General features: G+C 63.8%; 28 protein-coding genes and 1 tRNA gene. 13 read left to right on the forward strand and 16 right to left on the reverse strand.

The features are described 5' to 3' along the window. The first annotated feature begins 69 nt into the window (after positions 1–69). Positions 70–864, forward strand: a complete 795-nt coding sequence (locus tag OPC11_RS05450) for an NAD+ synthase (protein ID WP_264781246.1) — start codon at positions 70–72, stop codon at positions 862–864. A 24-nt stretch (positions 865–888) separates the two neighbouring features. Here OPC11_RS05450 and OPC11_RS05455 read toward each other — a convergent pair whose 3' ends face one another. Continuing rightward, a complete protein-coding gene (locus OPC11_RS05455) occupies positions 889–1,587 on the reverse strand; it encodes an enoyl-CoA hydratase/isomerase family protein (RefSeq protein WP_264781247.1) in 699 nt (232 codons plus the stop codon). A gap of 59 nt (positions 1,588–1,646) precedes the next feature. On the opposite strand from OPC11_RS05455, the gene OPC11_RS05460 reads away from it, so the two are divergent. The 6 genes from OPC11_RS05460 to OPC11_RS05485 all read left to right on the forward strand — a co-directional run bounded on the left by OPC11_RS05460 (position 1,647) and on the right by OPC11_RS05485 (position 7,319). Further along, entirely contained in the window at positions 1,647–2,288 is a 642-nt protein-coding gene (locus tag OPC11_RS05460) for a hypothetical protein (RefSeq protein WP_264781248.1), read from the forward strand. A gap of 51 nt (positions 2,289–2,339) precedes the next feature. Continuing rightward, positions 2,340–2,411 (forward strand) — tRNA-Thr (locus tag OPC11_RS05465). Between the two features lie 103 nt (positions 2,412–2,514). Continuing rightward, positions 2,515–3,174 carry a TrkA family potassium uptake protein gene (locus OPC11_RS05470; RefSeq protein WP_264781249.1) on the forward strand — a complete coding sequence of 220 codons (660 nt, stop codon included), beginning with the start codon at positions 2,515–2,517 and terminating at the stop codon, positions 3,172–3,174. Positions 3,175–3,818: 644 nt separating this feature from the next. Beyond that, positions 3,819–4,685, forward strand: coding sequence for a dihydrodipicolinate synthase family protein (locus tag OPC11_RS05475; protein ID WP_264781250.1), 867 nt, complete (start codon positions 3,819–3,821; stop codon positions 4,683–4,685). Positions 4,686–4,898: 213 nt separating this feature from the next. Beyond that, complete coding sequence (locus OPC11_RS05480; RefSeq protein ID WP_264781251.1) at positions 4,899–6,725, forward strand: LEA type 2 family protein; 1,827 nt, start codon at positions 4,899–4,901, stop codon at positions 6,723–6,725. A gap of 93 nt (positions 6,726–6,818) precedes the next feature. Beyond that, on the forward strand, positions 6,819–7,319 hold the full coding sequence (locus OPC11_RS05485; protein WP_264781252.1) for a hypothetical protein: 501 nt from the start codon (positions 6,819–6,821) through the stop codon (positions 7,317–7,319). Positions 7,320–7,341: 22 nt separating this feature from the next. Here OPC11_RS05485 and OPC11_RS05490 read toward each other — a convergent pair whose 3' ends face one another. Further along, positions 7,342–9,261 carry a PGF-CTERM sorting domain-containing protein gene (locus OPC11_RS05490; RefSeq protein ID WP_264781253.1) on the reverse strand — a complete coding sequence of 640 codons (1,920 nt, stop codon included), beginning with the start codon at positions 9,259–9,261 and terminating at the stop codon, positions 7,342–7,344. A 245-nt stretch (positions 9,262–9,506) separates the two neighbouring features. On the opposite strand from OPC11_RS05490, the gene OPC11_RS05495 reads away from it, so the two are divergent. Beyond that, entirely contained in the window at positions 9,507–9,977 is a 471-nt protein-coding gene (locus OPC11_RS05495; RefSeq protein WP_007976648.1) for a hypothetical protein, read from the forward strand. A gap of 29 nt (positions 9,978–10,006) precedes the next feature. On the opposite strand, the gene OPC11_RS05500 is transcribed toward OPC11_RS05495, so the two are convergent. The 11 genes from OPC11_RS05500 to OPC11_RS05550 all read right to left on the reverse strand — a co-directional run bounded on the left by OPC11_RS05500 (position 10,007) and on the right by OPC11_RS05550 (position 16,839). After that, complete coding sequence (locus tag OPC11_RS05500; protein ID WP_007976645.1) at positions 10,007–10,543, reverse strand: XTP/dITP diphosphatase; 537 nt, start codon at positions 10,541–10,543, stop codon at positions 10,007–10,009. A 39-nt stretch (positions 10,544–10,582) separates the two neighbouring features. Beyond that, positions 10,583–10,855 carry a DUF5808 domain-containing protein gene (locus OPC11_RS05505; protein WP_264781254.1) on the reverse strand — a complete coding sequence of 91 codons (273 nt, stop codon included), beginning with the start codon at positions 10,853–10,855 and terminating at the stop codon, positions 10,583–10,585. Between the two features lie 181 nt (positions 10,856–11,036). Further along, positions 11,037–12,653, reverse strand: coding sequence for a bifunctional N(6)-L-threonylcarbamoyladenine synthase/serine/threonine protein kinase (locus tag OPC11_RS05510; RefSeq protein WP_264781255.1), 1,617 nt, complete (start codon positions 12,651–12,653; stop codon positions 11,037–11,039). Next, on the reverse strand, positions 12,654–12,788 hold the full coding sequence (locus OPC11_RS05515) for a 30S ribosomal protein S27ae (protein ID WP_007976639.1): 135 nt from the start codon (positions 12,786–12,788) through the stop codon (positions 12,654–12,656). Further along, positions 12,788–13,111, reverse strand: a complete 324-nt coding sequence (locus OPC11_RS05520; RefSeq protein WP_007976637.1) for a 30S ribosomal protein S24e — start codon at positions 13,109–13,111, stop codon at positions 12,788–12,790. Before OPC11_RS05520 ends, OPC11_RS05515 begins: the two co-directional genes overlap by 1 nt. Before the next feature lie 77 nt (positions 13,112–13,188). Then, on the reverse strand, positions 13,189–13,845 hold the full coding sequence (locus OPC11_RS05525) for a hypothetical protein (protein ID WP_264781256.1): 657 nt from the start codon (positions 13,843–13,845) through the stop codon (positions 13,189–13,191). Between the two features lie 48 nt (positions 13,846–13,893). Beyond that, a complete protein-coding gene (locus tag OPC11_RS05530; protein WP_264781257.1) occupies positions 13,894–14,445 on the reverse strand; it encodes a GTP-dependent dephospho-CoA kinase family protein in 552 nt (183 codons plus the stop codon). A gap of 4 nt (positions 14,446–14,449) precedes the next feature. Further along, positions 14,450–14,647 (reverse strand): transcription elongation factor subunit Spt4, encoded by a 198-nt coding sequence (gene spt4 / locus OPC11_RS05535; RefSeq protein WP_007976631.1) that lies wholly within the window; start codon positions 14,645–14,647, stop codon positions 14,450–14,452. Between the two features lie 2 nt (positions 14,648–14,649). After that, positions 14,650–15,222 carry a DNA-directed RNA polymerase gene (locus OPC11_RS05540; RefSeq protein WP_007976630.1) on the reverse strand — a complete coding sequence of 191 codons (573 nt, stop codon included), beginning with the start codon at positions 15,220–15,222 and terminating at the stop codon, positions 14,650–14,652. A 1-nt stretch (position 15,223) separates the two neighbouring features. Beyond that, entirely contained in the window at positions 15,224–15,601 is a 378-nt protein-coding gene (locus OPC11_RS05545; protein ID WP_007976629.1) for a DUF188 domain-containing protein, read from the reverse strand. After that, complete coding sequence (locus OPC11_RS05550; RefSeq protein ID WP_007976628.1) at positions 15,601–16,839, reverse strand: translation initiation factor IF-2 subunit gamma; 1,239 nt, start codon at positions 16,837–16,839, stop codon at positions 15,601–15,603. Before OPC11_RS05550 ends, OPC11_RS05545 begins: the two co-directional genes overlap by 1 nt. 146 nt (positions 16,840–16,985) lie before the next feature. Here OPC11_RS05550 and OPC11_RS05555 point away from each other — a divergent pair, with 146 nt between their 5' ends. The 4 genes from OPC11_RS05555 to OPC11_RS05570 all read left to right on the forward strand — a co-directional run bounded on the left by OPC11_RS05555 (position 16,986) and on the right by OPC11_RS05570 (position 21,199). After that, positions 16,986–17,909: a winged helix-turn-helix domain-containing protein gene (locus OPC11_RS05555; protein ID WP_007976627.1), complete on the forward strand. Its 924-nt coding sequence runs from the start codon at positions 16,986–16,988 to the stop codon at positions 17,907–17,909. Positions 17,910–18,013: 104 nt separating this feature from the next. After that, a complete protein-coding gene (locus OPC11_RS05560; RefSeq protein ID WP_264781258.1) occupies positions 18,014–18,280 on the forward strand; it encodes a hypothetical protein in 267 nt (88 codons plus the stop codon). Positions 18,281–18,698: 418 nt separating this feature from the next. Then, positions 18,699–19,760 (forward strand): DUF5787 family protein, encoded by a 1,062-nt coding sequence (locus OPC11_RS05565; protein WP_264781259.1) that lies wholly within the window; start codon positions 18,699–18,701, stop codon positions 19,758–19,760. Positions 19,761–19,828: 68 nt separating this feature from the next. Next, on the forward strand, positions 19,829–21,199 hold the full coding sequence (locus OPC11_RS05570; RefSeq protein ID WP_264781260.1) for an arylsulfotransferase family protein: 1,371 nt from the start codon (positions 19,829–19,831) through the stop codon (positions 21,197–21,199). On the opposite strand, the gene OPC11_RS05575 is transcribed toward OPC11_RS05570, so the two are convergent. From OPC11_RS05575 to OPC11_RS05585, 3 genes are all read right to left on the reverse strand, one after another. Next, on the reverse strand, positions 21,196–22,014 hold the full coding sequence (locus tag OPC11_RS05575; RefSeq protein ID WP_264781261.1) for an MBL fold metallo-hydrolase: 819 nt from the start codon (positions 22,012–22,014) through the stop codon (positions 21,196–21,198). The genes OPC11_RS05570 and OPC11_RS05575 overlap by 4 nt on opposite strands. A gap of 74 nt (positions 22,015–22,088) precedes the next feature. Further along, complete coding sequence (locus OPC11_RS05580) at positions 22,089–23,417, reverse strand: ATP-binding protein (RefSeq protein ID WP_264781262.1); 1,329 nt, start codon at positions 23,415–23,417, stop codon at positions 22,089–22,091. A gap of 88 nt (positions 23,418–23,505) precedes the next feature. Next, on the reverse strand, positions 23,506–25,332 hold the full coding sequence (locus tag OPC11_RS05585) for a flippase activity-associated protein Agl23 (protein WP_264781263.1): 1,827 nt from the start codon (positions 25,330–25,332) through the stop codon (positions 23,506–23,508). A gap of 142 nt (positions 25,333–25,474) precedes the next feature. Between OPC11_RS05585 and OPC11_RS05590 the strand changes: the two genes are divergently transcribed. After that, positions 25,475–26,617, forward strand: coding sequence for a thiolase family protein (locus tag OPC11_RS05590; protein WP_264781264.1), 1,143 nt, complete (start codon positions 25,475–25,477; stop codon positions 26,615–26,617). Positions 26,618–26,812: the final 195 nt, after the last annotated feature.

Below are 26,812 nucleotides of genomic sequence, written 5' to 3' on the forward strand. Positions count from 1 at the left end.
TTTCGGACGTTCGTCCAGAAATACGACACGGAGGAGAGGTTTTAGTCGCCCGCGTTCCTACGGCCATACATGATAGACCTCGAACTGTCGGACGAGGAACTCGACGCACGCCGCGACCACATCGTATCGTTCATCCGCGAGACGGTGGCGGACGCGGGAACCGAGACGGCGGTCCTCGGCCTGTCGGGCGGTATCGACAGCACGTTGACGGCCTACCTCGCGGCGGAGGCGCTGGGAACGGAGAACCTCCACGGACTCGTCATGCCCGGCGCGGTGAGTCGGGAGGACAACATGAGCGACGCCGAATGGGTCGCGTCGGAACTCGGAATCTCCTACGACGTGTTCGAAATCAACCCCATCGTGGATTCGTTCCTCGACGCCTACTCGGAAGCCGAGGGCGACCACATGGCGGTCGGCAACGCCCGCGCCCGAACCCGCGCGGTGATGAACTACCTCGTCGCCAACCACGAGGGGTCGGTCGTCCTCGGAACCGGCAACCGAACCGAGGCGCTGGTGGGCTACTTCACGAAGTACGGCGACGGCGCGGTTGACTGTCACCCCATCGGCAACCTCTACAAGCAACAGGTGCGCCAACTCGCCAAGCACGTCGGCGCGCCGGACGAACTCGCCGAAAAGGAAGCGACAGCGGGGCTGTGGGCGGGACAGACCGACGAGGAGGAACTGGGCATCGACTACGACACGCTCGACGCGATTCTGGCGCTGCACGTTGACGGACCGCTGTCGGTTTCGGCGACCGCGCGACAGGTCGAGGGCGCGACGGCGGACGACGTTCGACGCATCGGCGAGATGTACGACCGAAGCGAGCACAAACGCGGCGTCCCGCCAGCGCCGGACCCGCTGTAGACTCTGTGTAGACCCGCTCTTCCGCTACTCGCGCCGCGCCGCGATATCGTCCGCGTTCGCCGCGACGAGCTCGCCGAACGACTCGGCTTCGCGGGCGAGTTGAACGTCCGTGGACGACCGGTCGCGGACGCGACCTTTGATGACGCGGAGCGCGTCCGGATCGTTCGCGGCGAGACGGTCGGCCACCTTCCGCGGTTGCGCTACGACGCGGGAGACGAGGCCCATCCGATGGGCGTCCTCGGCGGTCACGACGCGGCCGGTGAGCGCGAGGTCGAGCGCGTCGCCCATTCCAACGATTTCCGGGAGGCGGGTCGTACCGCCCCACGCGCCGAAGATGCCGAGGCGAACGCCCGGTTCGGCGAACGTCGCGTCGGGGGTAGCGACCCGCACGTCACAGGCCAACGCGAGTTCGACGCCGCCGCCGCGTGCCGCGCCGTCGATACCGGCGACGACGACGCTTTCTGCGTCTTCGATGTCGTTCGCCACGCGTTGTCCACTGGTAGCGAGTTCCGTCGCCGATTCGTCGTCCAATCCGGCCACCACGTCGAGGTCGGCGCCCGCGCAGAAGGCCGTACCCGCGCCACGGAGGTAGACGACCGGTTGCGTCGCTTCCCGGACCGCCTCGGAGAGAGCATCCAACCCGTCGAGGGTGAGCGCGTTCCGCCGTTCCGGGCGGTCGATGGTAACGATTCTAATTTTCGGGTCGTCCGTGACGCGAATCATACCATCACGTTGGAGACGCTTTCCAAAGGTCTTTGGCGATTCCGTCGTAAGACCCGACAATGGAAGAGGCCGTCCGGGCGCGCGGAGCTGCGCGCGAGGCTATCGGAGACATCACGCCAGCGCATCTCCGCGACCACATCGACGGACTACTGGAGTCATCGACGGTCGTCCCGGGGGTGTTGACGCTACTGAGCGCGCGAGCAGTCGAGAGCGGTGCCAGCACCGGCGAGGTCGAAAGTCGCGCCGCCGGAGTACAACTCATCTACGAAGGATTGGGACTCACGCGGACGCTCGCACGCGACGAGCCGTGGGACGGCGAACAGCCATACACGGAGAGCAACGTCGCCATCTTGGCCGCGGACGTGATGGTTTCGCGCGGATTTTCGCTGCTGGCCCGGACGGAGGCGGCCGACACGGCGGTTCGAACCGTCAAATCGTTCGGCCGGGACCAGACCGAACGCCGTGACGACCACGCACTCGAAACCGACGTGTTCGAACTCGCAATCGTCGCCGGAACGACGGCGACCGGCGGCGAAGTCCCGACGGGTATCCGCCGGTACGCGGAGCGACTCGCCACCTCGGTCGCCAACCGCGACTCGACGGAGATGCTCTTCGACGAGGCAGTGGACATACTGACGAAACTGTCGGGACGACGGCCGAACTGGCGCGACGAAACCACCTCGTCGGCCACCGACCCCTGACGCGAATCGAAACGCCTAAACCCGGTTCGGCGTGTAGAAATTAATACCCGCGCCTGGGTAGCTTAGCGGTAAAGCGCGTCCTTGGTAAGGACGAGAGCCCGGGTTCAAATCCCGGCCTAGGCTTTCTTCGAATTCAGTTCGTTAGCAGTTGCTTTCACTCCTAGAGAACCCCTCTATTCACATCTCTGACACCAACGTTTTTGCCCCTGCCGTGCCATTCATTCCCATGCAATTTATTATCGTCGGGTCCGGTCGCGTGGGACTCCGAACCGCCCGGGTTCTGACCGAAGAAGGGCACGAAGTCGTTATCGTCGACGACGACCCGGACAGGGTGGAACGGGCGCGTGACAAGGGATTCACCGTCACGGAGGGAGACGGGGTGAAAGAAGACGCTCTGGTGGACGCGGGTCTCGATACCGCGGACGCCATCGCGGGGTTGACGGGGGACCTGAACGTCAACTTCGCGGCCTGTATGGTCGGCAAACACCACGGCTGTCGGACCGTCATGCGCATCGACGAGGACTACCGGGAGGACATCTATCACAAGTACGCGGACGACGTGGACGAAGTGATATACCCCGAGCGCCTCGGAGCGGCGGGTGCGAAAACGGCGCTGCTCGGCGGCGACTTCGACGTCATCGCCGACCTGACCGAGAACCTACAGTTGACGACGATGACGATTCCGAGCGAATCGCCGCTCGTCGGAACGCGGGTGCACGCCGTGGAGTTGCCGACCGACGCACGGATTTACGCCCATGGCCGTGACCGAGAGCGGATGACGATTCCGCTACCGGGAACCAAAATCGAAGGCGGTGACCGCGTGGCGCTCATCGCCGCCCGGGACGCGCTCCCGGACGTGCGCGAACGGCTGCAGGCGACCGCTTGAGGGACGTTCGACGTATCCGTTTTCGAGCAGCGTGACTGTCCGAGGAGCGGACCTATCCGAGCGGAAGAGACGCGACCATCGGTGACCCGCCATCCACGGCGACACCGCTCGGCGGGAAATTATCAACGAAGCGAAAAACGATTGGGCAGCGCGGGGTTCTAGGGTCGTCCGGGACGAGAACTTTCGTGGGGGGGTTGGTGACACTGTAACGGGAAGCCAACCCGTCGCCAGAGCCCCCGGCCCCGCCGGGAGACCCACCGCGAGACTGCGACACGCTTCGCGCCCGAGCCGTCGGGCGCAACTGTACGAATGGCCGGACACCTCTTTGTTATGTGCCGTTTGTCCGGGGGACAGGAACCATTTGCCCCAATCAGGACGCGGCTACGACGGCGAAGGTACTGCCTACGACGGGAAACATCGCGTCGGACGAAAGGGGGGAGTGCCGAGCGGAGGGTGTGGGAGAGCGGGGTGCAGGGTGGGTGTGGGTGGTGTGTGCCGGGCGCGCGGAGTGGGAGGATGGGAGAGAGGGTGTTGTGCGCGCCCGTTCGCGGATGGGTTCGGTGATAACTTAAAACCGCGTCAGACGGCCGTATGCCTCTACCGCGACCCTCGAATTCATACGGTCGCCGCGAGAGGTGATAGCCATGCACGGAACTGGTGTGCCACTGTTGACGCCGTTCGACGGGGAGGGTGCCCTGCAAGAGGACGACCTCCGGGAACTCGTCGCGTGGGTCGAAGAACGGGGCGTCGATTTCATCGTCCCCTGCGGGTCGAACAGCGAGGCCGAACTGATGAGCGTCGAGGAACGCGCTCGCGTGGTCGAAATCGTCGCGGAAGAGGCCGACGTGCCGGTTCTCGCCGGAACCGGCCACCCCGGATTCCGCGAAACGCTCCGCCAGACGACCCTCGCGGCGGAAGCGGGTGCCGACGCCGCGCTCGTCGTCACGCCGTTTTACTACGGCCACGACGAGGACACGATGGTCGAGTACTATCGCTCGATGGCCAACGAGAGTCCGCTCCCCGTATACCTCTACAGCGTTCCGGCGTACACCAACGTCTTCCTGTCGCCCGAATCAGTCGGCGAACTCGCCGGACACGAGAACGTCGCCGGGATGAAGGATTCGAGCGGGAACCTGACTCGACTCCAGCGGGAACGCGCTCGCACGGAGGACGACGATTTCGACCTCCTCGTCGGGAGCGGGAGCGTCTACGCCGCCGGACTCGACGCCGGTGCCGACGGCGGCGTCCTCGCATTGGCGAACGTCGCACCCGAGCGTGCCAGCGAAATCTACCGGCTTCACCGAGGCGGTCACGACGGACAGGCGCGGCGGTTGAACGCCAGTCTCGTCGAGTTGAATCGGGCGGTCACGAGCGAACACGGCGTCCCCGGAGCCAAGGCGGCGATGCGCGAACGCGGAGCACCCGCCGGGGAGCCGCGACGTCCGCATCGCCCCGCCTCCGAGGAGGTTCGGGCGGAAGTCGTCGAACTCGTCCGCGCCGCCGAGCGCTGACCGCGAAGCGAGGTTTCACGCCGGGCGATTCGGTACGTGTGACGACAGTTTCCGGAGGGAGAGTCAGAGAACAAACAGACAGATAAATGAGTGGATAAGGACAACAGTTTCGCCTCCTGTGGATAGTTACAGGTAAACTTACTTGGTGGTGGGTTCGAATTGACCCCATAATGAACTGTATATCAAAAGATACATCACGGAAAGTGAACGACGATGGCGGTTCGTAGCCTCATCGGAAAACTGGTCGTGGCCGTGTTGACCCTCTTCGTCGTGACGGCGGGCGGGGTCGGCGTCGCGCTCACGTCCGGAATCGTGACGGTCGGCCAACCGACCGTCGAGAACGTCCAGACCGACTGGGGCGCCGTCACCGCCAAAACGACGGAAATCCGAACGGACATCGCGGTGAACAACCCCAGTTCGGTCGGCGTACCGAAGGTGGCGGACCTCGATTACGAAGTCGGGATGAACGAGGTGACGGTCGCCACGGGAACGGTCGAGAACCTCGGCCTGCCATCCGGAAAATCGACGGTTTCGATGACGACCCGCATGGACAATCGAAAGATACCGGCGTGGTGGGCGAGCCACATCAACAACGGCGAGAAGACGACGGTCAGCATCCGACCGTCCATCAGCGTCCCCATGTTCTCGAAGGACCTGCCCGCGGAGAAGCGAGCCTTCGAAACCGACCTGCTGAGCGCGTTCGACAGTAGCAAAGCGCGGACGATGACCGCCGGAAATCGGGAAATCCTTCGGGTCACGAAGACGGAAGCGTCGTGGGGGCACGCGACGACGGAGACGACGCCCCTGAACGTCAACGCGACCGTCGAGAATCCGACCAGCGGCGAGGTCGTCTTCTCGGAACTCGGCTACACCATCACGATGAACAACGTGACCGTCGCCGACGGAACGACCGACGGCGAAGTGCACGTCGAACCCGGCCGGACGACCTCGTTCGGCATCGATTCGACGTTCGACAACGGCAAGCTACCGGAGTGGTGGCAGAGCCACATCGAGCACGGCGAGAAGACGACGATGGACGTGCAGTTCTACGCGGTCGTCCACGAGAACGGGACGACTCGGAAGGTCGGACTCCCGTTCATGAGCAAGCGCATCGTGTTCACGACCGACGTGCTCGGCGGCGGCAAGACGACGACGAAGGTCGTGCCACGGAACGAAGCGCAGTCGTTCGCCCCGCCGGAACTCCAGTCGGTTCAAAGCGAGTGGGTCGTCCCCGACGAGGGGAACACCGGCGTTCGAACCCACGCGACCGTGACCAACCCGAACGAACCGGGGTCGGTGTTCGCCGAACACCTTTCGGTCGATGCGAAATACCGCGTGCTGATGAACGACGTGCCGCTGGTCGACGGTAAGACGACCCGGGATATCGGACCGGGGAAGACCGATATCAATCTCACCGGAGAGATCACAGACGAGAAGATACAACGGTGGTGGGCCACCCACGTCAATAACGGCGAGAAGACCGACCGCGTGGTCGAGCGCGACGTGACGGTCGATGCCGGATTCGCCCGCCTCCCCGTCGGCGGGAAGGCCGACCGCGGAACCATCCGAACTGACATGCTCGGGCCGGTTGACTCGGAGTCGAGTCAGACGTTCTCGGTCGCGGGACGACCGATCGGACGCATCGAGGACATACGGGCGGACTGGGGCCACGCGACGATGGACGAAACGCCCATCGAGGCGTCGGCGACGGTGAAAAACGACCGGAGCGAGTCCGTTCGCGTCGTCGAAATCGGCTCCCGGATAACGATGAACGGCATCGTCCTCTCGGACGAATCGACGGCGAAGAACGTCGAAATCAGTCCGCACAGCGAGACGACGATTCAGGACACGGTGGCGCTCGACAACGCGAAACTCGGCCCGTGGTGGAAAACCCACCTCCGCCGCGGCGAGGAGAGTACGCTCGAAGTCAGCTACTACGTCGTCGTCGAATATCGCGGCCACACGCAGCGAATCGCTCTCGACTCGCTCAACTACCGGAAGACGGTGCGAACGAACGTCCTCGGCAACGCGTCGGCCTGAGGATACCCGATTTTATTTCGTGCGTTCGGTTGTGCCCGAACCCATGGTACAAGCTGACATAATTTATTAGTTGTCGACGGTCGAGGTATTCGTATGCCTTCGAGGCGAGACGTGTTAACAACCATCTCGGCGTGCGCCGCCGGTGGGGCTCTCGCTGGCTGTTCCGCGCTCGCCGCCGTCGGCGGCTACGTCGAGAAGAAGCAAATAACGGGAACGCGGCGGCAGAACGGGGGATTACGCGACGAGACGGTCGTCAGCGTGGAGTTGAGCGAGTTGGCCGACGACCCCGTCGTCAGCGTCGCCGAACGGTGGGTCCAGCGGTTCCCCGACCCGAAGCGATTGCGGATTTCGGAGACGTTCGACGACCGCTTGCGCGACGAGTACGAGAGCCTCGGCTACGTCGTGGGCGTGTGTAGCCCGGACTGGTCGAGCGGTTCGGATTCGGTCGGGTGCTACACCGCGCCGACGGGACGCGACGATTTCAATCGGGCGCAAGTCGGTGACCGCGTGCGAGCCAGCTACTCGAACTCGAAGATACGAATCCGTAGCAACGAGGGAACGTGGGTCGCAAGCGGCCGGAAAAAGCGGACGTAGTTTCGTTCAGTCGGGAGTCGAATCAGTCGCGGCGCGCGAGCAGCGCCGCACCGGCGAGGGCGACGACTGCAATTCCGACGCCGAAACCGGGCTGACCGGATTCGCTCGCGGACTTCGTTTCCTTTCCGTTCGCCTGCTGCACGCCGAGATACGTCGCGGCGTCTTCGGTGTCCATCGAGGGGAACTCGCGGTCCCACTCGCCAGCCATGTGAATCTCGGTGTCGGCGTTGGCGACGGCGAGCGCGCGAACGTCTTCCTTCGTGGCGTTCTCACCGACGAGACCCGTCACGCGGACGTAGGTCGTCGTCGTGTCGTTGTTCGTCCGACCGACGATGCTGGCGACCTCCGTGTCGCCGTAGGAGTCGCCGAGCACGTCCGCGAAGGCGGTCATGTTGTCGAACTTCGCGCCACCTTCGAGGGTGACGGTCCCGGACTCGACGTCCACGTCCATGCGAGCGGACTGGAAGTCGCTACTTCGGAACGCCTTCACCAGTTCCGACCCGCCGGAGGTCGCTTTCGAGGACCCGCCAGAGGTCGCTTTCGAGGACCCGAACGAGGAGAGCATCGAGTCGGTCACCTTCGAGAGCATCTCCTTCTGTTTCATCTCGACGGAGCCGCGCGCGGTCACCTCGTCGCCGTTCGACTCGGCGTGGAGCGTCACCGACGAGCGTCCCAGTTCGATGTCACGGTCCTTCAGCTCCTGAACGTACGCCTTCCAGTTCTTGCTGTCGTAGTGGACCTCGGCCGTCACGGTGGTCGTTTCCGAGGAGGGGTGGGTCGCTTCGGCGGACCACTCGACCGTCTGTTCGAGGTTCGCCGCCTGCTGTGCTTCGAGCGTCTTTTTCATTCGGTCGATGTTCTGGCCGTTCATCGACGACGCGTTCGTGTTCCCCGCCACTTCGAGCGCGGCGAGGGCGGCGGAATCGTAGTTATCTACCTCGACGTCCCAGCTGAGCTTCATCGTACCGTCGTGCTGGTTCAGTCCGAACGTCACGTGGTCGATCCGCATCTTCTTGATGTCCTCGGAGAGGGAGTCTATCTCCTCGTCGGAGAGCGAAACCTGCTGTGAGGACTTCAGGCTCTGTGCGATGGACTGTGCGATGGCGTCCTTGAGGCCGGTGAACTCGACGTGGTACTGGATGTCGAGCGTCGGCTTGACGCCCGATTCGTCGTACTCGTAGCTGTCGATGGTCACCGTCGCGGAGCCGCCGTTTTGCGTCGCAACGGAGGCGTACTGGGATTTCAAGTGTTCCTTCGCATTCTCACGGCTGTCCCACGAACTGGACATGTACGGCGAAATCGCACCGCTTTGGGTGCCCTTCAGGACGAAGCCGTTCTCCGTCTCGCGGAGGTCGTATTTCAGTTTTTTGTCGGCACCCGCCGCCATGGCCGAGGACACCGTTCCCGACCCCTTCGTGCTGAACGAGTCGGCGGTGACCGTCACGTGACCCTCGGTGTTCACGGAGTTGAGCATGGACAGCGAGGAACCGCTGTCGAACGTCGCGTCGAGCGAGAGGTCGCCCGTCGATGTCTGCTCGTTTTGCTTGCTGTTGACGTCGAGCGTGAGGTCGGAAATCGAGTCGGGGCGGTTGGCGGTGAGCGACCCGTTTCCGCTGTAGCCGTCCGGCGTCATCACGAGCGACGCCGCGGCGTCCATGTCCGACTCGGTTTCGTCGGTGGCGAGGATGTGAACGAGACCGCTCGTCACGTTCGCTCCGAACTCCATGGTGCCGTTCCCCGAATTCGAATTGTTGTAGGCGAGAACCGCGTCGCCGTTCTCCATCACGTAGATGGAATCGGCGGGGTCGGCACTGTTGGAGAGCGTTCGTTGCTGGGGGGACTGCGGCCCGGTAGTCGGTCCGGTCGCCGCAACGGGGGCAATGAGTAACACCAGTACCTGCACGAGGGCGAGGACGGTGTACTTCGATATGTTCCGTACCATGAAGGTATCATTCTGTGGAAGTGTTAAAATACTTCTGCTATGCCGAATCGTTGCGGTATGGCACCGCTTCTCGTGAATTAGGATATCCGATATGATTCGACGGAGAAGTATCACGGAGGGACCCACACCAGTTTTCCCGTTCGGGACCTCACGTCGAATCATGACGTGGCGAGAACTGTTCGAGCGGGCGGCAGGGGCCGAAACCGACGTCGAAACGATTCGGGAAACGCTCGCGGAGCGACGCGATGAGTGACCCGCATCCCGCCCGCCTCGCGGTCGATGCGGACGTGTTGGCGGCGGACGTGTTAGTCGGCGGCGACGCCCGCGACGCGATGGACATCGTGCGCGGCCACTCGTGGGTCGAACTCGTCGCCAGCGACGACCTCCTTTCCGACGCCGAAGCCGTCATCCGCGAACTGGCGAACGACGACCTCGCAAGCGACTGGCGCGAACGGATCGAGGACCTCCGAATCCGCGTCGAACAGACGCCCGGCGACCACCCCGCGCTCGCCAGCGCTCACGCCGGAAACGCGGCGCACATCCTCTCCTACGACGATTCGTTGCGGAGCGCGAAGACCGGGAGCGCGCTCCAAGGCCGGATTCCGGTCAGCGTGAAGCGCCCCGACGGGTTCGTGACCCTGTTCGACCCCGAAAGCCTGTACGACGTGGTAGTGGGCGGAGAGTACCCCGGCCCGGACGAAGACGCTCGGGAATAGCTCACGTCGGCCGGAAGAGAACGGGTTCGTTACTGCTCTGCCAACCAGTCCGCGAACTTCGCCAGCGCGCGCCCGCGGTGTGAGATGGCGTTCTTCTCTTCCGTGCTCATCTCGGCGAGCGTCTTGCCCTCGTGTTCGAAGATGGGGTCGTAGCCGAACCCGCCGTCGCCGCGCGGCGCGACGAGCGTCCCCGGAACCGCGCCGGAGAAGGTCTCCGCGTTCTCGCCGTCGTAGTAGGCGACGACGCAGCGGAAGTGCGCGCGGCGGTTCTCCTCGCGCTCGGCGAGTTGCCAGACGCGCTCGACGCCGAGCGTGTCCTCGACGTAGGCCGAGTAGGGTCCCGGGAAACCGCCGACGGCATCGATGAACAGGCCCGCGTCGTCCACGACGATGGGTTCCTCGCCGCCCGTCTCCTCGAACGCCTCGCGCGCGCCGTGGAGCGCGATTTCGGCGAGGTCGTCGCTCTGCACCTCCGTGTAGTCGTAGTCGATTTGGCGAACGTCGTCATTCAGATACTCGCGCGCCTCGCGGACCTTACCCTCGTTTCCGGTGACGAACCGAATCATACGCGAGAGAGAGTCGCGCGGGGAAAAAGAAGCGTCGAATCAGTCGTCGTCGACGATGACTTCGACGGGCTCGTTTTCGGATTCCGTCTCGGAGCCCTTGTTGCTCTCCATCCAGAACATGAGTCCGGCGACGGCGAGGATGACCCACGAGCGCCAGTTGGCGAGGTTGAGCGTGTAACCGATGCCGAACGGCTTTTCGACCAACATTCCCTCGCCGGGCTTCCAGTAGGCCGAGAGCATTCGGCCCATGCTGGGTCGTTCGAAGTTGTACGGGACACCGAAGAGCGTGCCGGAGGTTTCCTTGTCGGACATGTGATAAACATGGGCCGCACCTATTATAGCATTTGGGGCATTGGATTGGAAGGGTTGCGCGGACGCTACGGTGCGTTCGCCAACGGAGAGAATCGAGGCAGACAGCGATGAAGACGGACACAACGGGACGGTAATTGCGAAGGGAAATCAGACGCGGGAAGTTTCGGCGCGAAAACCGGCGCTACTGATACCGACCGCGGCCTTCGATTTCGCGCAGTTGGTCGAGCACCGCATCGTCGCCCGCCTCCTCGTAGGCCGATTCGAAGGCGCGCTGGAGTTCCGCGGCGTCGTCGGCGGTTCCGGCGAGGCTCTGGCTGAAGACGTGCAGGTCCATCGCGTAGTCCTCCACGTCGTCCGAGTAGTAGCCCAAGCCGAAGTCGATGACGTAGGTGCGGTCGGCGGAACAGCGGAGGTTCCGCGTCGTCGGGTCGCCGTGGACGATGCCGTTTCGGTGAAGGGTTCCGAGGTGCCGACCCACGTCGCGCACCCGGTCGGCGGTGAGTTCGTTCCGGAGGTCGGCGTCGCCGACGTGCTCGAACTCGATGGCCGACTCCGCGAGGTCGACGTCGTAGACGACCGGCGTCGGGACGCCCGCACGCCGCGCGTCGCTGGTGAGACGCGCTTCGAGCGTCGTCCGCTCCTTTCGAAGCGTCGCGTCGAGCGTCGGGTGGCGGTAAGATTTCGGCGTCCGGCGCTTTGCCACGCGCTCCGGGCCGATGTCCACCGTCGCTTCCGCGCCGCGAACCTCGTCGGCCTCGTCGGAACGGAAGGCGTCGGCTTCCCTCCCGCGCCACGTGACGGACACCTGGTCGGGGCGGAAGTTCGAGTCCACGGCCGAGTCCGCGACCGGAATCGTATCGCCCGCCGCCAGCATCTCCGCGCCGAGGACGGCTATCATCCCGGCGTTGTCGCTCAAAAAGCGCGGTTCCGGGGCGTAGAATTCCGCGCCGCGTTGCTCGCACATCTCGGCGAGCATCTCGCGGAGGCGCGCGTTGTTCCCCACGCCGCCGCCGAGGACGAGTTCGTCCCGATCGGTCAGCGAGAGGGCGCGTTCGGCCACCTCCGTCAGCATGGCGAAGATGTTCTCCTGCAGCGAGAAGCAGACGTCTTCGACGGCGTGGCCGTCGTCCACGGCCTGCTTCGCCGCGCTCATGATGCCCGAAAACGAGAAGTCCATCCCCTTCACGACGTAGGGCAGGTCGATGTACTCGCCGTCCTTCGCGGCTTGCTCGACCTTCGGCCCGCCGGGATGGGACCACCCGACGTGGCGGGTGAACTTGTCGATGGCGTTGCCGACGCCCGTGTCCATCGTCTCGCCGAGGACGCGGTACCGACCGTTTCGGTAGCCCAAGACGTGGGCGTTGGCACCGCTCGCGTTCAGACAGACCGGGGAGTCGAAGCCCGAGCGTTGCCGCCCGATTTCGAGGTGGGCGACCATGTGATTCACGCCGACGAGCGGCACGTCCAACGATTGCGACAGGGCTCGCGCTGCCGTCCCGACGATGCGCAGACAGGGGCCGAGTCCCGGTCCCCGCGAGAAGGCAACGGCGTCAACGGGCGACACCCGTTTGCTCGATGAGCTTCGGTCATCGGCGTCGATGTCCCCGGCCGCCTCGTTCAACGTCGTCTCGATGACGCGCGGAATCGCATCGCTCATGTGTTCCGCGGCTTCGCGCGGATGAATGCCACCGCTCTCGGGTTGATAGGCGTCAGTTTCGATAAAAACTGCATCCGTCTCAGAATCGAAGAGAGCCGCGCTGGCCGCCCACGCGGTCCCTTCGACGCCGAGAATTCGCATTTACTTCCACTCGGTGTAGCTGCACTTGCCGCAGTGAAGCCGGTCGCCGTGGTCCGCGAGGAACGAGTCGCCACAGCGCGGGCACTGCTCGCGCTCGGTCGTACCGTCGTCGTTGTAGAGTTCGTGTCGCGGCATTATTCAGCCTCCTCGGCTTCCGGTTCCGCCTCGCCTTCGGAGTCGGCCGTGATCTTGTTGCGTTCGAGCATGTAGTCCTGCTCGATGTCTCGGGCGTGTTCGGAGCTGTCGTAGACCTTCGCGTAGCCGACGGTCTTGCGCATGCCGAACTTGGTGTTCATCTCGTGAACGACCACTTCGTCGGCGTTCTTGTCGAGTTTCGCCGCGAGGCTGTCGCGGACGGAGAGACGCGACGGCGTTGCCTCGTCGTGAACGATCTGGAACCGCACTTCAGTCCGGTGGAGCATTGGGTTTTGCTCCTGTGAGAGGATTTCGACTTCCATGTGTAACACTCAGTTATAGTGTTCTTCTCCCCGAAGCGTGTAAAAGGATTTCGAAGTGGGCGATTCCACCGACGGAATCACAGCGGGAGCCACGGCGAGCGAAGGTCCCGATTGGGAAAGTGCCACCGCTCCTCTCGCCCCGCATCAACCCGGTACTCGACGATTCCGTCGAACAGCGGCGCGAGGGTATCCACGAGTTCGTGGTCGTACGGCCGCGGAAGGACGTAGTGTCCCATCCCGTTCGCGCCGCGGACTTGCCCGCCGACGATGCCGAGGAACTGCCGAACGAGCGTCGGGTCGTAACGCGTCAACATCGACGCCAGCGAGTCGAGGCCGAAACGAAGTTCCCCCGGTCGGAAACCGCCCGGAACGTCGAACGACGTTATCGCCTCCGAGATAGAGCAGGTGAGTTCGCGGACACCCGACTCGACGTGAACGACCGGGGATCGAACGTGCGGCGGCATCGCGTCCGTGTCGTGTGCAATAACGGTCGCAGTTTCGTCGAGCGTCGCCTCCGGGAGCCGTTCGTACACCGTCGTTCTGGGCGTCCCGGACAGGACCGCGACCCGGAACCGCCGCTCGTCCGGGTCGCCGAACAGTTTCCGGCTCGCCGCCGACAGCACGGCGTCCGGGACGGAACCGACCAGGAGGAGGTTACACCCCTGCAGCTTTAACTGCTGGAGCGTCCGAGCGAACTCGGTCGCAACCACCTCGTCAGTTTCACGCCCATCCATCGTGATACAATAGTGAGAGTCATCCCATAAACCGTTTCGGCTTGCTAGCTAGCGACAGTCCGCGTAGCCGACGAGCGAAAACAGTCGCTCCGTCTCGCCGTCCATTCGAGCCAACAAGTCGGCGACCTCGGCCTGCAACTCGGGTGAAACCCGCGCCAGCACCATTCCTTCATCGGGTTGCCCGTAGACGACGCTCGCACCCGTCGGGACCGCGAGAACAGCGGGAAGCGCCGCGAGGTCCTCCTCGCCCTCCACGACGAGGACCGTCGGGTCGGCCGCCTCGATGGCCGCGACAAGGGCCGTGAGGAGGTCGTCCGTGAGGACGCCCGCCGGGTTCTCGACCGTCACGCGTCGGGCGTCGTCGCTGACCGCCTCGCGCACTTCGGGGGCGACGCGCTCGCGTTTCGTGATGCCATCGACGAGCGCGACGTCCGGCGTGACGCCCGCCGATTCGAGGTGATAGGTAACGACGTCGCCGACCGCGACGATGGGCGTCTCGGCTGTTTCGAGCAGTCGCTCCGCGTCGGTGAAAATCGGTCCGAGTGGCTCCTTTAACTCGCCGCGCAACGCGCGCGGGAGCGAGACGACGGTTTCGGTCACGAGTCTATCTGACTTTCAGTGCGTAGCTCCCCGGCTTCGTGACTTCCATCTCCTGCCCGATTTCGCTCTTCTCGGGGTGGGCGATGGAGACGTAGCCGCTCCAGTCCTCGGTGAGGCTGGTGGAGTTGCAGATGGGACAAATTTCCTCGTCCGCTTCGACGACGGCGTGACAATCGCGGCAGGCGAGTCGGTTGCTTGCCATGGTTATTCACTCTCCGTCGTCGCGTGGCGTTTCTGTCGGTCTTCTTTCAGCCAGCCGTGCTTTCCGAGGCCGACCTGCTTTGCCGTGAGACCGATTTTGCTCTCGCGCGGGTTGCGCTCGTCGATGCTCTTCGTGACGATACGCGTTCGAACCGAGTCGCCGACGCCGAGGGCGCGGTTGGACTCGCGGGAGGCGAGCGCTTGGCCCTCCTCGTCGAACGCGAGGTACTCGTCCGAAATCTGGGAGACGTGGAGCAGGCCGTCCACCGGTCCGATACCGACGAACGCCCCGAAGTTGACGACTTCGACGACTTCGCCGTCGACGACTTCCTGCATCTGCGGGTCGAACGTCAACGCGTCGAACTCCGCTTCGTAGTAGACGCCGGGGCGGTTGGGCAACACTGCGCCCTCGCCGATGTCGTGCACTTCGGTGACGCTGACGACGCTGCCAACGTCCTCGTCCATCCGTCCTTCGAGTTTGTCCTGTAGTAGCCGCTTCACCAGTTCCGGCGTAACGTCCGCGAGGAACTGGGGAGGTACTTCGACCGTGTCCTTCAATCTGGCCCGTTTGTACATGCTATGGTTGAGTGATTGCGAGTTTGTTCTTCCCCCTTATATGAATTACCGGTACGCCAGCGTCGAGCAGGCGCGTCCGAAGGGGTGCGTCGTTCGTGACAACGAAGTCGAACTCGGGACCGAGTTCGACCAACGCGTCGTCCGCGTACGATTCCTCGTGGTCGATGGTTCGACAGCGCGTCGCCAAGTCGGCACCCACACTCGCCGCGGTTGCCTCCTTTCCGTTGCCCTGTGATAGGCCGTCGAGTTCGTCGAGAACGGCGCGGGGCGCGACGCACTCGAACCGACCCAATAGCCGGTCGAGTTCGTCGAACACCCTGACGCCGGATTCGACGGGCATCATGAGGGCACTGGTATCCATGACGACGGTGGGAACCATCAGTTCTCGGTCGTAAGCGTCCCGATGCCGATGAGCCGCCAGCGAGCGCCGATACGGCGGTTGATGGCGATTTTGGCACCTTCGGGTGCGCAAACGGGACGCTTGAGCGAGACTTCACACTCGTCGTCGCGCGCGCTGGTGACGGCACCGACCGTCGTCGCCGTCCCGACCGTCAGCATGAGCGGTTCGCCCGTGCTGATTTCGTCCACGTTCTGCTCGTCCATGCCGACGAGACGGTCGAGCAGGTCGATTTTCATCGTGAACTGCTCCCACGTCGGCGGGAGGCTGCCGGGCGTCCCCGCGACCTGTCCGGCGAGCGCGTCGCCCTTGGTGAGGCTCGGGTCGAGACCGGTTCCGACGCCGAGAAGTCCGCCGGGCGTCACCTCGTCCACCATCTCGCCACCCGCTTGGAGGGAGCGGACGTCGGTCTGGATGGGTTCCCACTGCGTCTGGCCGCCCTCGTCGATTTCGCGGCCGGGTCGAAGTTCGAGTTCGTCGCCCTCGGTGAGTTTCCCCTGGACGAGACTGCCGCCGAGAACGCCGCCGGTGAGGTCGTCCCACGTCGTTCCGGGACGGTTGATGTCGAAACTGCGAGCGACGTACATCTGCGGCTCGTCGTTCGGGTCGCGGTCCGGCGTCGGAATCTCCTCCTCGATGGCCTGAATCAGCAGGTCGATGTTGACCTCCTGTTGGGCGCTGATCGGGACGACCGGCGCGTCTTCGGCGACCGTTCCCTCCACGAACTCCTGAATCTGTTCGTAGTTACGTCGCGCGCGGTCTGGACTAACCAGGTCGATCTTGTTCTGTGCAATGACGATGTTCTCGATGCCGATGATGTCGAGCGCCATCAGGTGTTCTTCCGTCTGGGCCTGCGGGACGTTCTCCGTGGCCGAGACGACGAGCACCGCGCCGTCCATCAGCGACGCTCCCGAGAGCATGGTCGCCATGAGCGTTTCGTGGCCGGGCGCGTCCACGAACGATACTGTTCGAATCGGGTCGCTTTCCGAACCGTCGGCGCACGTCTCGTCTACCGTGTAGCACTCCGGCGCATCGACGTCCGGGCACTGCCGGAACGTCGCGTCCGCATATCCGAGTCGAATGGAAATCCCCCGTTTCATCTCCTCGGAGTGCTGGTCGGTCCATTCTCCGGAAAGAGCCTGCACGAGCGTCGTCTTTCCGTGGTCTACGTGGCCGACGAGTCCGATATTCACCTCCGGTTGGTTGTGTGTTCCTGTCAACGTTGACCTCCTGAAGTAATTTGTCGTAGATTCGGCCCGAACGACTGATAAACCTACTGTTCTCGTATGGCCCGCGTTCTTGACAAGGACGTTACAAAACTGTAATTCAGGTAACGTTTTATTCGCCTCCGGACGATAGTACAAGCATGAGCAGCGATACCGGCAGCGACACCGGATTACAGGAGTGTGAGGACTGTCTCGCACCGGCGGAGGCGTTCTCGGTCATCGCCAACGAGACGCGCCTCTCGATTCTGGAGGCGCTCTGGCAGGCCCCGGAGCGGCCGGTCGGCTTCTCGGAACTCCGCAAGGAGGTTGGAATGCGCGACAGCGCCCAGTTCAACTATCACCTGAAGCAGTTGACCGACCACTTCGTCGTTCGAACCGACGCGGGCTACGACTTCCGACAGGCCGGAAAGAAGGTCGTGAGCGCGGTGCTGGCCGGGTCGTTCAACGAACACCCCCACCTCGACCCCATCGAACTCGACGAGACGTGCGTGGACTGCGACGCCCATCTCCGGGCGGCCTACGAGGAGGAGACCCTGACCGTCGCCTGCCCCGACTGCGGCAAAGCCCACGGCAACTACCCGTTCCCGCCCGGCGGCCTGAACGACCGGACGGACGACGAAATAATGGACGCGTTCAACCAGCGCGTGCGCCACCTCCACTGCCTCGCCGCCGACGGCGTCTGCCCGGAGTGCAACGGACGGATGGAGACGACGGTGACCCGCGACACCGAGAACCTCCTCGGCACGAAGGTCCGGGTGGACCACGAGTGTGCGCAGTGTCACCACCAACTCCACTCGACGGCCGGACTGTCGCTCCTCGACCAATCGCGGGTCGTCACGTTCTACAGCGACCACGGCATCGACCTCTGCACGAAGCCGTTCTGGGCGCTCCCGTGGTGCGTGGAGGACGAGAACACCACGATTCGCTCGGAGGACCCGTGGCGAGTCCACGTCACGATTCCGCTTGACGACGAGACGCTCGACGTGACCCTCGACGGCGACATGGCCGTCGTCGAAATCGAGCGCACCCGCTCGTCCTCAACCGACGCGAAAAGCGCCGTCTGACAGTTCGCATACAGGAACGCGTTTCAGTAGCGCATTCTACAGAAGTGTTTTTCAGATAACAGTTTTGTCGGTGCCTCCCCACCGTTCAAACGAGGAGAGCACCCATGAAGTACGAGACCACCCCCGGACTCGCCGAACCGACTCCCGGCTACGACATCGTTCGCCGAGCACTCGCCACCCTGTCGATTCTCGCGCTCGGCGTCGCAAGCGCCCTCGCGGTCGGCACCGTGTTCGTCTACGGCGCGGCGTTGCTCGGGGCGGGCGTCCCGATACTGCTTCTCGGCTGGGCGGCCAGTATCGGCGTCGTATTCGCGCTTCCGTTCCTCGCCGTTCGCCTCGTGACCGCGGCCCTCTCCGCGTTTCGACTCTAGATAGCTCGCCGCCATCTTCCCGCTGACGTTCCTCTTTCTCGTTCGGTTCGATGGACGGGGTTTTCGAACACCCTCTAATACGTTCACCACATGTCGTAGTTGAGAGTCCCAGTAGTTGCGATTCGGCCGCACAGACTTCGAACGTCCCGCCACGCTCGCTACGAACAAACGATGATTTTGGTGTGATGGCAATCGCTACGAGACAGCCCTCGAAAGCCCGCCCGCAACCGCACAGCACCGCGTGCTCGCGGTTCCACCGCTCCACCCGGAGGTTTCGGAGAAACCTCGCTGGCCGCGTCGTCCCGCCAGCACGCGCCGCGGTGGTAGGTTCGGCAATCGAGAAGTCGAACGAAGAAGAACACGTCTCGACATCCCTGTTCCCGCGACTTTTTTGCCGACTGAATCCCTCTGGAGGGTCGTGCGAGAGTTTCCGTTCGAGTTGGCGTTGTGCGCCCATCTGGAAGCGACGACCGACGACGTTATCGCCCGGCAGGTCGGCGCTGGCGTCCACGCACCCTCGAACCGCATCATCGACGTGCTGTGCGTCGAACCCGGCCCGGATTTCGGCTCCCGGACGGATATTTCGGCGGAACGGATTCCCGACGCGGCAATCGAGAGCGACGTGGGCGTCGGGGAAGCGCGCTACTGGCGCGACGCCTTCGACACGTCGCCGGAGTACGCCCGGGGAGTGGTGGACCGAGCGGTCGAAATCGGCTTCTTCGAGCGCGAGCGGCGGGGCGGCCGGGAGTACGTCCGGCAGGTCGCCCGCTATCCCGACTGGTTCGGGCGACTGGTGGGAATCGAGAACAAACCCGACCTCGCGGACCCCGGCGACCTCGAAACGCAACTCCGCAAGGACGTGAGCCTCGGCCTCGTGGACGAGGTGATTCTGGCGACCGAGAGCTACGTCACCGGCGCGCACCTGAACCGCATCCCCGAGGAGGTCGGCGTCTGGCGGTTCCACGGCGGAGAGGAGGGAAGTGGAAATGGAGACGAAGTGGGAGAAAGAGGAGATGAAGTGGAAGAAAGAGGAAATGAAGAGAAAAAAGGCGAAGCGGGAAAGGGGAGCGGCAGAATCGAAGTGATTCGAGAGCCGACGCCACTCGACACGGACGAAGCGGGGACGGAACTCATCGAGGAGCGCGTCGGGCGAACGGACGTTCGCGTGGCGAGTGCGGAGGGGAAAGCGAAACGGCGACGGCGGATGGCCGAGCGCGCCTACGGAAAGGGCTGGCGGACGTACGACTTTCCGGCCTGCGGCGAAATCGAACCGCGGGGCGGCGCGGTGCCGTACTGTCGCTGGAAGGGCCGCGTCGTCGATCCCGCGCGCTGTGGAGAAGACTGTCCGGGACACGACCCCGCCGACCCGCCGGCGGTCGATACCGATGCCGAGCGAGACGTTCGGACGCCGTGGGTCGCTGACCCGACAGGGCGGCAACGTCGGCAGTCGGGACTCGACAGATTCGGCCGAGACGTGTAAAATACAATCCGTTTTGCCGGGCGCGTGAAGTGTAAACATACAAGAACCGCGGTCAAGAAGGGGGGTGTATGCATACGCCCTCCCGACGGCAGTCGTTGGCCGTCGGCGCGATACTCCTGTGCTGTCTCTCCTTGTTTGCACCGACGCTCGCCGCGCAGTCGAACCGCACTGCCCAGTCGAACGACCAAGGAAGCATCGCCTCGAATCCCTGCGTCGGAACCATCGAGCGCCCCGCGAACGGAACGACCGTCGTCGCGGTGCAGGGTTACTCGTGGCTGGACGAGGGACAAAAGCGAGAGGCGAAACTCGTCGGCATCGGACCGGACGGCACCGTGAAGTGGGTCCACCACACCGGCGACCACGGCATGGTCTGGGGCTACGACGTGGACCCGATGCCGAACGGCAACCTGTTCGTGACGGGAACGACGCAGGGGAAGACGGTCGTCTACGAGTTCAACCCCCGAACGCAAGAGCACGTCTGGAGGGAGACGTTGCCCATCGAGGACACCCACGACATCGACCTCATCAACAACGGGACGCAACTACTCGTCGCCAACCTGCGCAACTACAACGAGGAAGAGAACAGGAACGACGACAGCATCTTCGTCTACGACCTCCAGAAGGACGAGGTGGTCTGGCGCTGGTACTTCCGGGACCACTACGACTCTAACGTGGGCGGGAACTACACGAAAGACTGGACGCACGTCAACGACGTGGACAAAATCGGCCCCGGCGAGTATCTCGCCTCGCCGCGCAATCTGGACCAAGCCATCGTCATCAACCGCTCGACGGGGAACATCGACATGCAACTCGGTTCCTACGGGGAGAAGGACATCCTCGACAAGCAACACAACCCGGACTACTTGGAGAGCGAGAACGGCACCCCGACGCTCCTCGTCGCCGACTCCGAGAACAACCGCATCGTCGAGTACGAAAAGGAGGGCGACGGGTGGAACCGAACGTGGTCGCTCGGGAAGGGCGACGACCTCTCGTGGCCGCGCGACGCGGACCGCCTGTCGAACGGCAACACCCTCGTCGGCGACTCGAAACACGAACGGGTGATGGAAGTCACCCCGAAGGGCAAGGTCGTCTGGGAGTTCTACACGCCGTGGTTGGTCTACGACGTGGCGCGCCTCCCCGACGAGCGGGCCGAAAGCCCGACCATCGCCGACCAGAACGCCACGGGAAGCTACGCGTTCAAGGGAGCAACACAGAAGTACGACGCGGAGTCGATGAAGCAGTGTAACGCCTACCTCAACTCCATCGACGGCTGGGCCGACGGGCAGAAACCGGCGAACACGACCACCTCGGACGGAACGGGCGTGCAGGACGACGACTCCGGCAACTCCGCCACGTCGCTCCCCGGCTTCAACGTCGTCGTCGCACTCGTCAGCCTCCTCGCCGCGGCGGCGCTGTTGGTCCGAGAGAATCGAGACTAAATCAGATACCGCTCGCCGTCAACCGCCAACGGCTCCTCGAACGCCTCTTCTTCGGGATAAAAGTGCGACACGTGCACCAGTCGCGTCTCCGCCGCATCCAGTTCGTCGGCCAGCGAGAGCGCTCCTTCGCGCGTCATGTGCTTGTGCCCGAAGGTGCGCGGAACGCCGTCGTCGGTGTGGTGGCGGCCGCCCGCCGGGTGGTACTCGCAGAGCGACGCGGGGACGATGGCGTCGGCCAGAAAGAGGTCGGCGTCCGACAGGGCCTCCCGAGACGCGTCCGGAATCGAATAGCCCGTGTCACCCGTCAGCGCGAGTTTCGAACCGTCTTTCTCCACGACGACGCCGTAACAGACGAGCGGGGGGTGTTCGACCGGAACGAAGGTCACGTCGAACCCGCACGCCGAAAACGACGCGAGCGGCGCGTGGCCGTGAACCGTGATGCGGTCGAGGTAGTCGAACTTGTTTCGAATCGCGTCGGCGACGCTCTCTCCCGTCTTCGGGTCGGTTTCGTCCGTCGCGTGGACGGGGAGGGAATCGAACAGTCGATAGGCGTTCCCCAACCCGTCGAGGTGGTCGAAATGGATGTGCGTGATGAGCACCTCGTCGGGGAGCGAAACGTCGTTGTCGAGAAACTGGGAGCGAAAATCCGGGCTGGCGTCGATGAGGAGCGATTCGTCCGTCTCCTCGTTGCGGACGTGGACCGAGAACCGCGAGCGCTCCACACCGCTGTCCCGAGCCTCGCGGCAGGTGTCACAGTCGCATCCGACCGTCGGGGTGCCCGTCGTATCGCCGGTTCCGAGGAGGGTGACTTCCATCGGTACAAGATGCACGGCGACGGATGCTAAATGTCGCGGTCCGCGATGGTGTTGCAGGAAAAATCGTCGCGCCGTCAGTGGTCGTGGGAGTGACCGCTGATGTCCCCACCGGCGACCAGCGCGTCGTGGTCGCCGTCTATCATGTCCATATCCTTCAGGTGGTCGCGCTCCTCGAAGTCCTGAATCGCGTAGTGGAGGTCCTCTTGCGTGAGTTCCGTCCGTTCCTCGGTCAGGGCTTCGAGCACGGCCTCGCGGAGGACCAGTCGAAGGTCGCTCCCGGTGAGTCCCTCGGTCATCTCCGCGATTTCGTCGGGGTCGAAGTCGGCGATGCGCATCCGCCGGGTGATGACCCGAAGGATGTCCGAGCGCATCTGCTCGTCCGGTTTCGGGAAGTTCAGGATGTCGTCGAAGCGCCGCCACGCCGCCGCGTCGAGTTGGTCGGGGTGGTTGGTCGCGCCGATGAGCAACACGTCGTCCTCGATGAGCGAGATGTTGTCGATGCTCTTGAGGAGGGTGTTGACGGCGCGTTTGATGGCCGCGTGCTCGTCGCTCCGACGGGTTTTCGCCACGAAGTCGAACTCGTCCATGAAGAGGATACACGGCGAGAGTCGCTTCGCCACCTCGAACACCTTCTCGACGTTTTTGGCCGTCTCGCCGAGGTACTGACTGGTTATCATCGACAGTTTGACTTCGACGAACGGAAGGTCCAAGTCGTACCCCAGCGCGCGCGCCGTCGAGGTTTTCGCGGTTCCCGGCGGGCCGACGAAGAGGAGTTTCCCGATTTCGCGCAGCCCGATTTCGGCCAGATACTCGCGGTGCTCGATGGCCTTGACGATTTTGTGGATTTCGGCCTCTTGGTCCTCCGTGAGCACGAGGTCGTCCAGCGTCAGTTCGACCTCCTCGGGCGCGTGGATGTCCACGAGGTCGAGCATGCTCTCCCCGTCCTCGTCTTCGTCCTCGTCGAAGTGCTCTTCGAGCAGGCTGTCTATCCACGCCCGGTCGGACTGGACTGGCCGGTTTGCTTCTCGCACCGCCTCGTAGGACGCGTCCACGCCGTCGCGGTCGGAGAGCGCGTACGCGAGCGTCGGGTTCGCGGCGATTCGCTCCTCGTCGCGGTCCACGAACCACTCTTCCGCCATCTCCTGTTGGGTGAGTTCGATGCTTCCCGAGAACGTATCCCGGTCGGTGAACATCAGTTCGGAGATCGCGTCCCACGGTTGGTCGAGACCGGTCGCCTCGCGCGCCGTCTCGACGGTCGTCCGAAGCGGTCGCTCTATCGTTCCGTCGTGCCAGAACACCTGCCGAATCTTCGGCGGCAGGTCGTTTTCGTCCAGATTTCGGTTCTCACTGTAGACCCGTGCAGTGAGCAAGAACTCGATTACGTCCAGCGCCCCGCTGTTCATTCTCCCGTGGGTAATCACGGGAGAATCTTAAGGCCGTCGGAGACGTTCCGCTCGCTACGCGTTTCGAGAGCCGAAAAGAAGGACCGACCTACGCGGTCGGGGTGGTATTCGAGTGCAGAGAGCTGTTCTGGACGTAGATGACGGTCGTGCTGATGTGACACCCGCTGTTGAAGCCGAAGCGCTGGAACTCGTAGCGCGTGTAGCCGGACATGTAACCCTCGATGTCCTGCGCGGTGCTGTCCTGGCTGGTGCAGGTAGAGACGTCCGCGGGAGCGACGACTATCGGCGGTTTGTCGCCGCCGAGGTCCGAGGCGTTCGTCGTGCTCGCAATGTTCGCGTCGGCGGTGTCGAAGTACCACGCGAGCGGGAGACGGGCGAACCATCCACCGCCGCCTTCACCCGCTTCTACCGGATACACGTCGTCGGCGGCCTCGTTCGACGAGTAGAACTTACTCCCGTAGAACAGCACGTCGGTTCCCTCGTTCTCGCGTGAGATGCGCTGAAGGTCGTGGAGGAGCGGTTTCGCATCGGTCGAGGACGATTGGGCGTACTGGACGAACTGGTTGTCCGGGTCCTGCGGATGTTGATAGGACGTGCTGTAGGCGGTCGCCCCGACGGAACCGACGACGAGCAGGAGGAGCACCGCGGCGGCGGCGAGGCTCACGTCGTCGTGGTCCTCGTACGCTTCCCAGCCCCAGCGGAATATCAGCGCGAGGCCCACTGCCGCGGGGAACGCAAGCGGGACGATGGCGTGGACGGTCGCCCAGCCCGCCTTGATGTCCATCACGAGCGGGTACCCGAGGATGCTGACGACGCCCCAGTAGAAGCCGAGCGAAACGAGGTCGCGCGGGCGGTCGCCGGAGTAGCGGTCGACGATGAAGCCCACGACGGCGAGGATGCAGAGCGCGAGCGCGCCGACTTTCAGGGACGTGAGGAAGTGGTCGAGGTAGGGAAGGTAGGCGTGGTCCGTGTGTCCCTGCCATCCGATGAACTCGTTCGCCACGTCCGTCGTCGCGGCGGTGAACACCTTCGGAATCATCGACGGATTCGAGAAGGATTTCCAGAGTCCCGGTCCGGGTTGGCCCTGGGAGCGCGGCGCGTAGAAGAACACGATGATGGCGAGGGCTTCCAGCGCGGCGACGAGTGCGATACCGACCCCTTTGAGAAGCGAGTTGACGACCGACCTGTCCCGCTCGTACAGTCGGAGCGCACCGTTTCGGATTCGCGGCGGAATCGCCGCGCCGATGCCTTCGTTGCCGACGCGTCGAAGAAAGAGACGGTGGTCGTAAAGCAGTACGGCCCCGCCCGCCCAGCACGCCGCATACAGGAGGGCGTTTTCCTTCATCGTGAATCCCAGCGTGAAACACGCGACGGCCGCGAAGACGTACCGAAGGCGACGGGTGTCGAAGTAGCGGACGACGAACCCGAGCGCGAACACCATTACGGCGGCGAGCATCACGTCGTTGCGCATGAACCGCGAGTAGTAGAGGAGAACGGGATTCGCGGCGAAGAAGAAGGCCAGAGCGACCGTCTCGGACGCTCTGAGTCGCTTCCGGAACAGGAGCGCCGCGAGCGGGAAGAGGCCACCGATGAGGGCGACGATGAGGCGCATGGTGAAGTCGTTCGCGCCGAACAGCGAGAACACGACGGAATCCATCTGTAACAAAAACGGACCGTGGATGATGCGCCGATAGTACCAGACACCGTTCTTGGCGAATCTGGACGCCCAGTAGGCGACGCGGGCTTCGTCCTGATGAGCGACGCGCGCGCCGAGGTTTACGAGGCGGAGGGCGAGCCCGAACGCGGTGATGAGGACGACGAGGGGGACCGGTTCGGTGAGTCGCTGGAGGAGGCTTGATTCGTCGCTCGATGTGAGCGGGCGAGCACGCTTCTGGGCGGTGTCGGAACCTTGCATCGTCGGGAGTTACCGACGATATGGTGTGGGTCCGACCAAATAGTTTCTGAAGCCGCATAGATGGTCAATAAACTTACAAACTGTTTTCCATTTACTCCGAGTTCTACGGCCACTTAAGGGCCATGAGCGAGAATCGTGAACCATGGACAGCGATACCACACCAGTCATCGCAAAGGCGGTTCGGACCCCGCAGGGGAAAGAAGGCGGCGTGTACGCCGACGTGCGGAGCGAGGACCTCTCGATTCCGCTCGTGGACACCATCCTCGACGAGACGGGACTGACGAGCGACCACGTGGACGACCTCATGTGGGGCGTCGCCCAACAGCGCGGCGAGCAGGACAACAACGTCGCGCGCGTTATCGCACTCCTCTCGGACCTCGGTGAGGAGGTCCCCGCGACGAGCATCAACCGCTGGTGTGCCTCCTCGATGCAGGCGCTCATCAGCGCGAGCGACGCGATTCGGGCGGGCCAGCGCACGGCCATCATCGCGGGCGGCGTCGAGAACATGTCGCGCGTGCCGATGTCCGGCGGGTACGAATCCGTCCATCCGGGACTGGCGGAACAGTACAACATCCCGGAACTCCAGATGGGAATGACCGCCGAAAAGGTGGCCGAGAAGTACGACGTCTCCCGCGAAGAGCAAGACGAGTACGCGCTCCGGAGTCAACAGCGCGCCGCCGAGGCGACCGAAACCGGGCGTTTCGACGACGAAATCGTCCCCGTCGAAACCGAGGACGGACTGGTCGAAGAAGACGAGGGCATCCGCCCGGACACCAGCATGGAAGCCCTGCAGGGCCTCCCGAGCGTGTTCAAAGCCGAAGGCACCGTGACGCCGGGCAACGCCTCCCAGATTTCCGACGGCGCGGCGGCGCTCCTCGTCACCAGCAAGGCGTTCGCGGAGGACCACGGCCTCGACGTGCTGGCGACCGTCGGCGACAACAACGTCGCTGGCGTGGACCCGACCGTGATGGGAATCGGACCGGTTCCGGCCACGAAGGGCCTGCTGGAGCGCACGGGCGAGAGCATCGACGAGTTCGACCTCGTGGAACTGAACGAGGCCTTCGCCAGCCAGACGCTCTACAGCCAGCGCCAACTCGGCGTCCCGGACGAGAAGTTCAACGTCAACGGCGGTGCCATCGCCATCGGTCACCCGCTGGGTGCCTCCGGTGCACGCCTACCCGTGACACTCACTCACGAGATGCAAAAGCGCGACGCGAAGAAGGGCCTCGCAACCCTCTGTGTCGGCTTCGGCCAAGGTGCGGCGATTACGTTGAAGCGCGAGTAATCGACGCGAATCCCCGATTCGCGGGCGACGAGTGACTGTCGAGGTGGGACACCTCGAAAGGAACGAGGAAGTCCTTTTGTTCGAGCTTTCACAGGGAACGAGGGAGCGGAGTGACCTCGTGACCGTCGTAAAAGGTCGTCGTGGCAGGGTGCGACAATCACGCTGGAGCGCGAGTGAACTCACCGTCCGCTGAAT

The sequence above is a fragment of the Haladaptatus sp. T7 genome (assembly GCF_026008575.1).
In the GTDB taxonomy this organism is placed as follows: domain Archaea; phylum Halobacteriota; class Halobacteria; order Halobacteriales; family Haladaptataceae; genus Haladaptatus; species Haladaptatus paucihalophilus.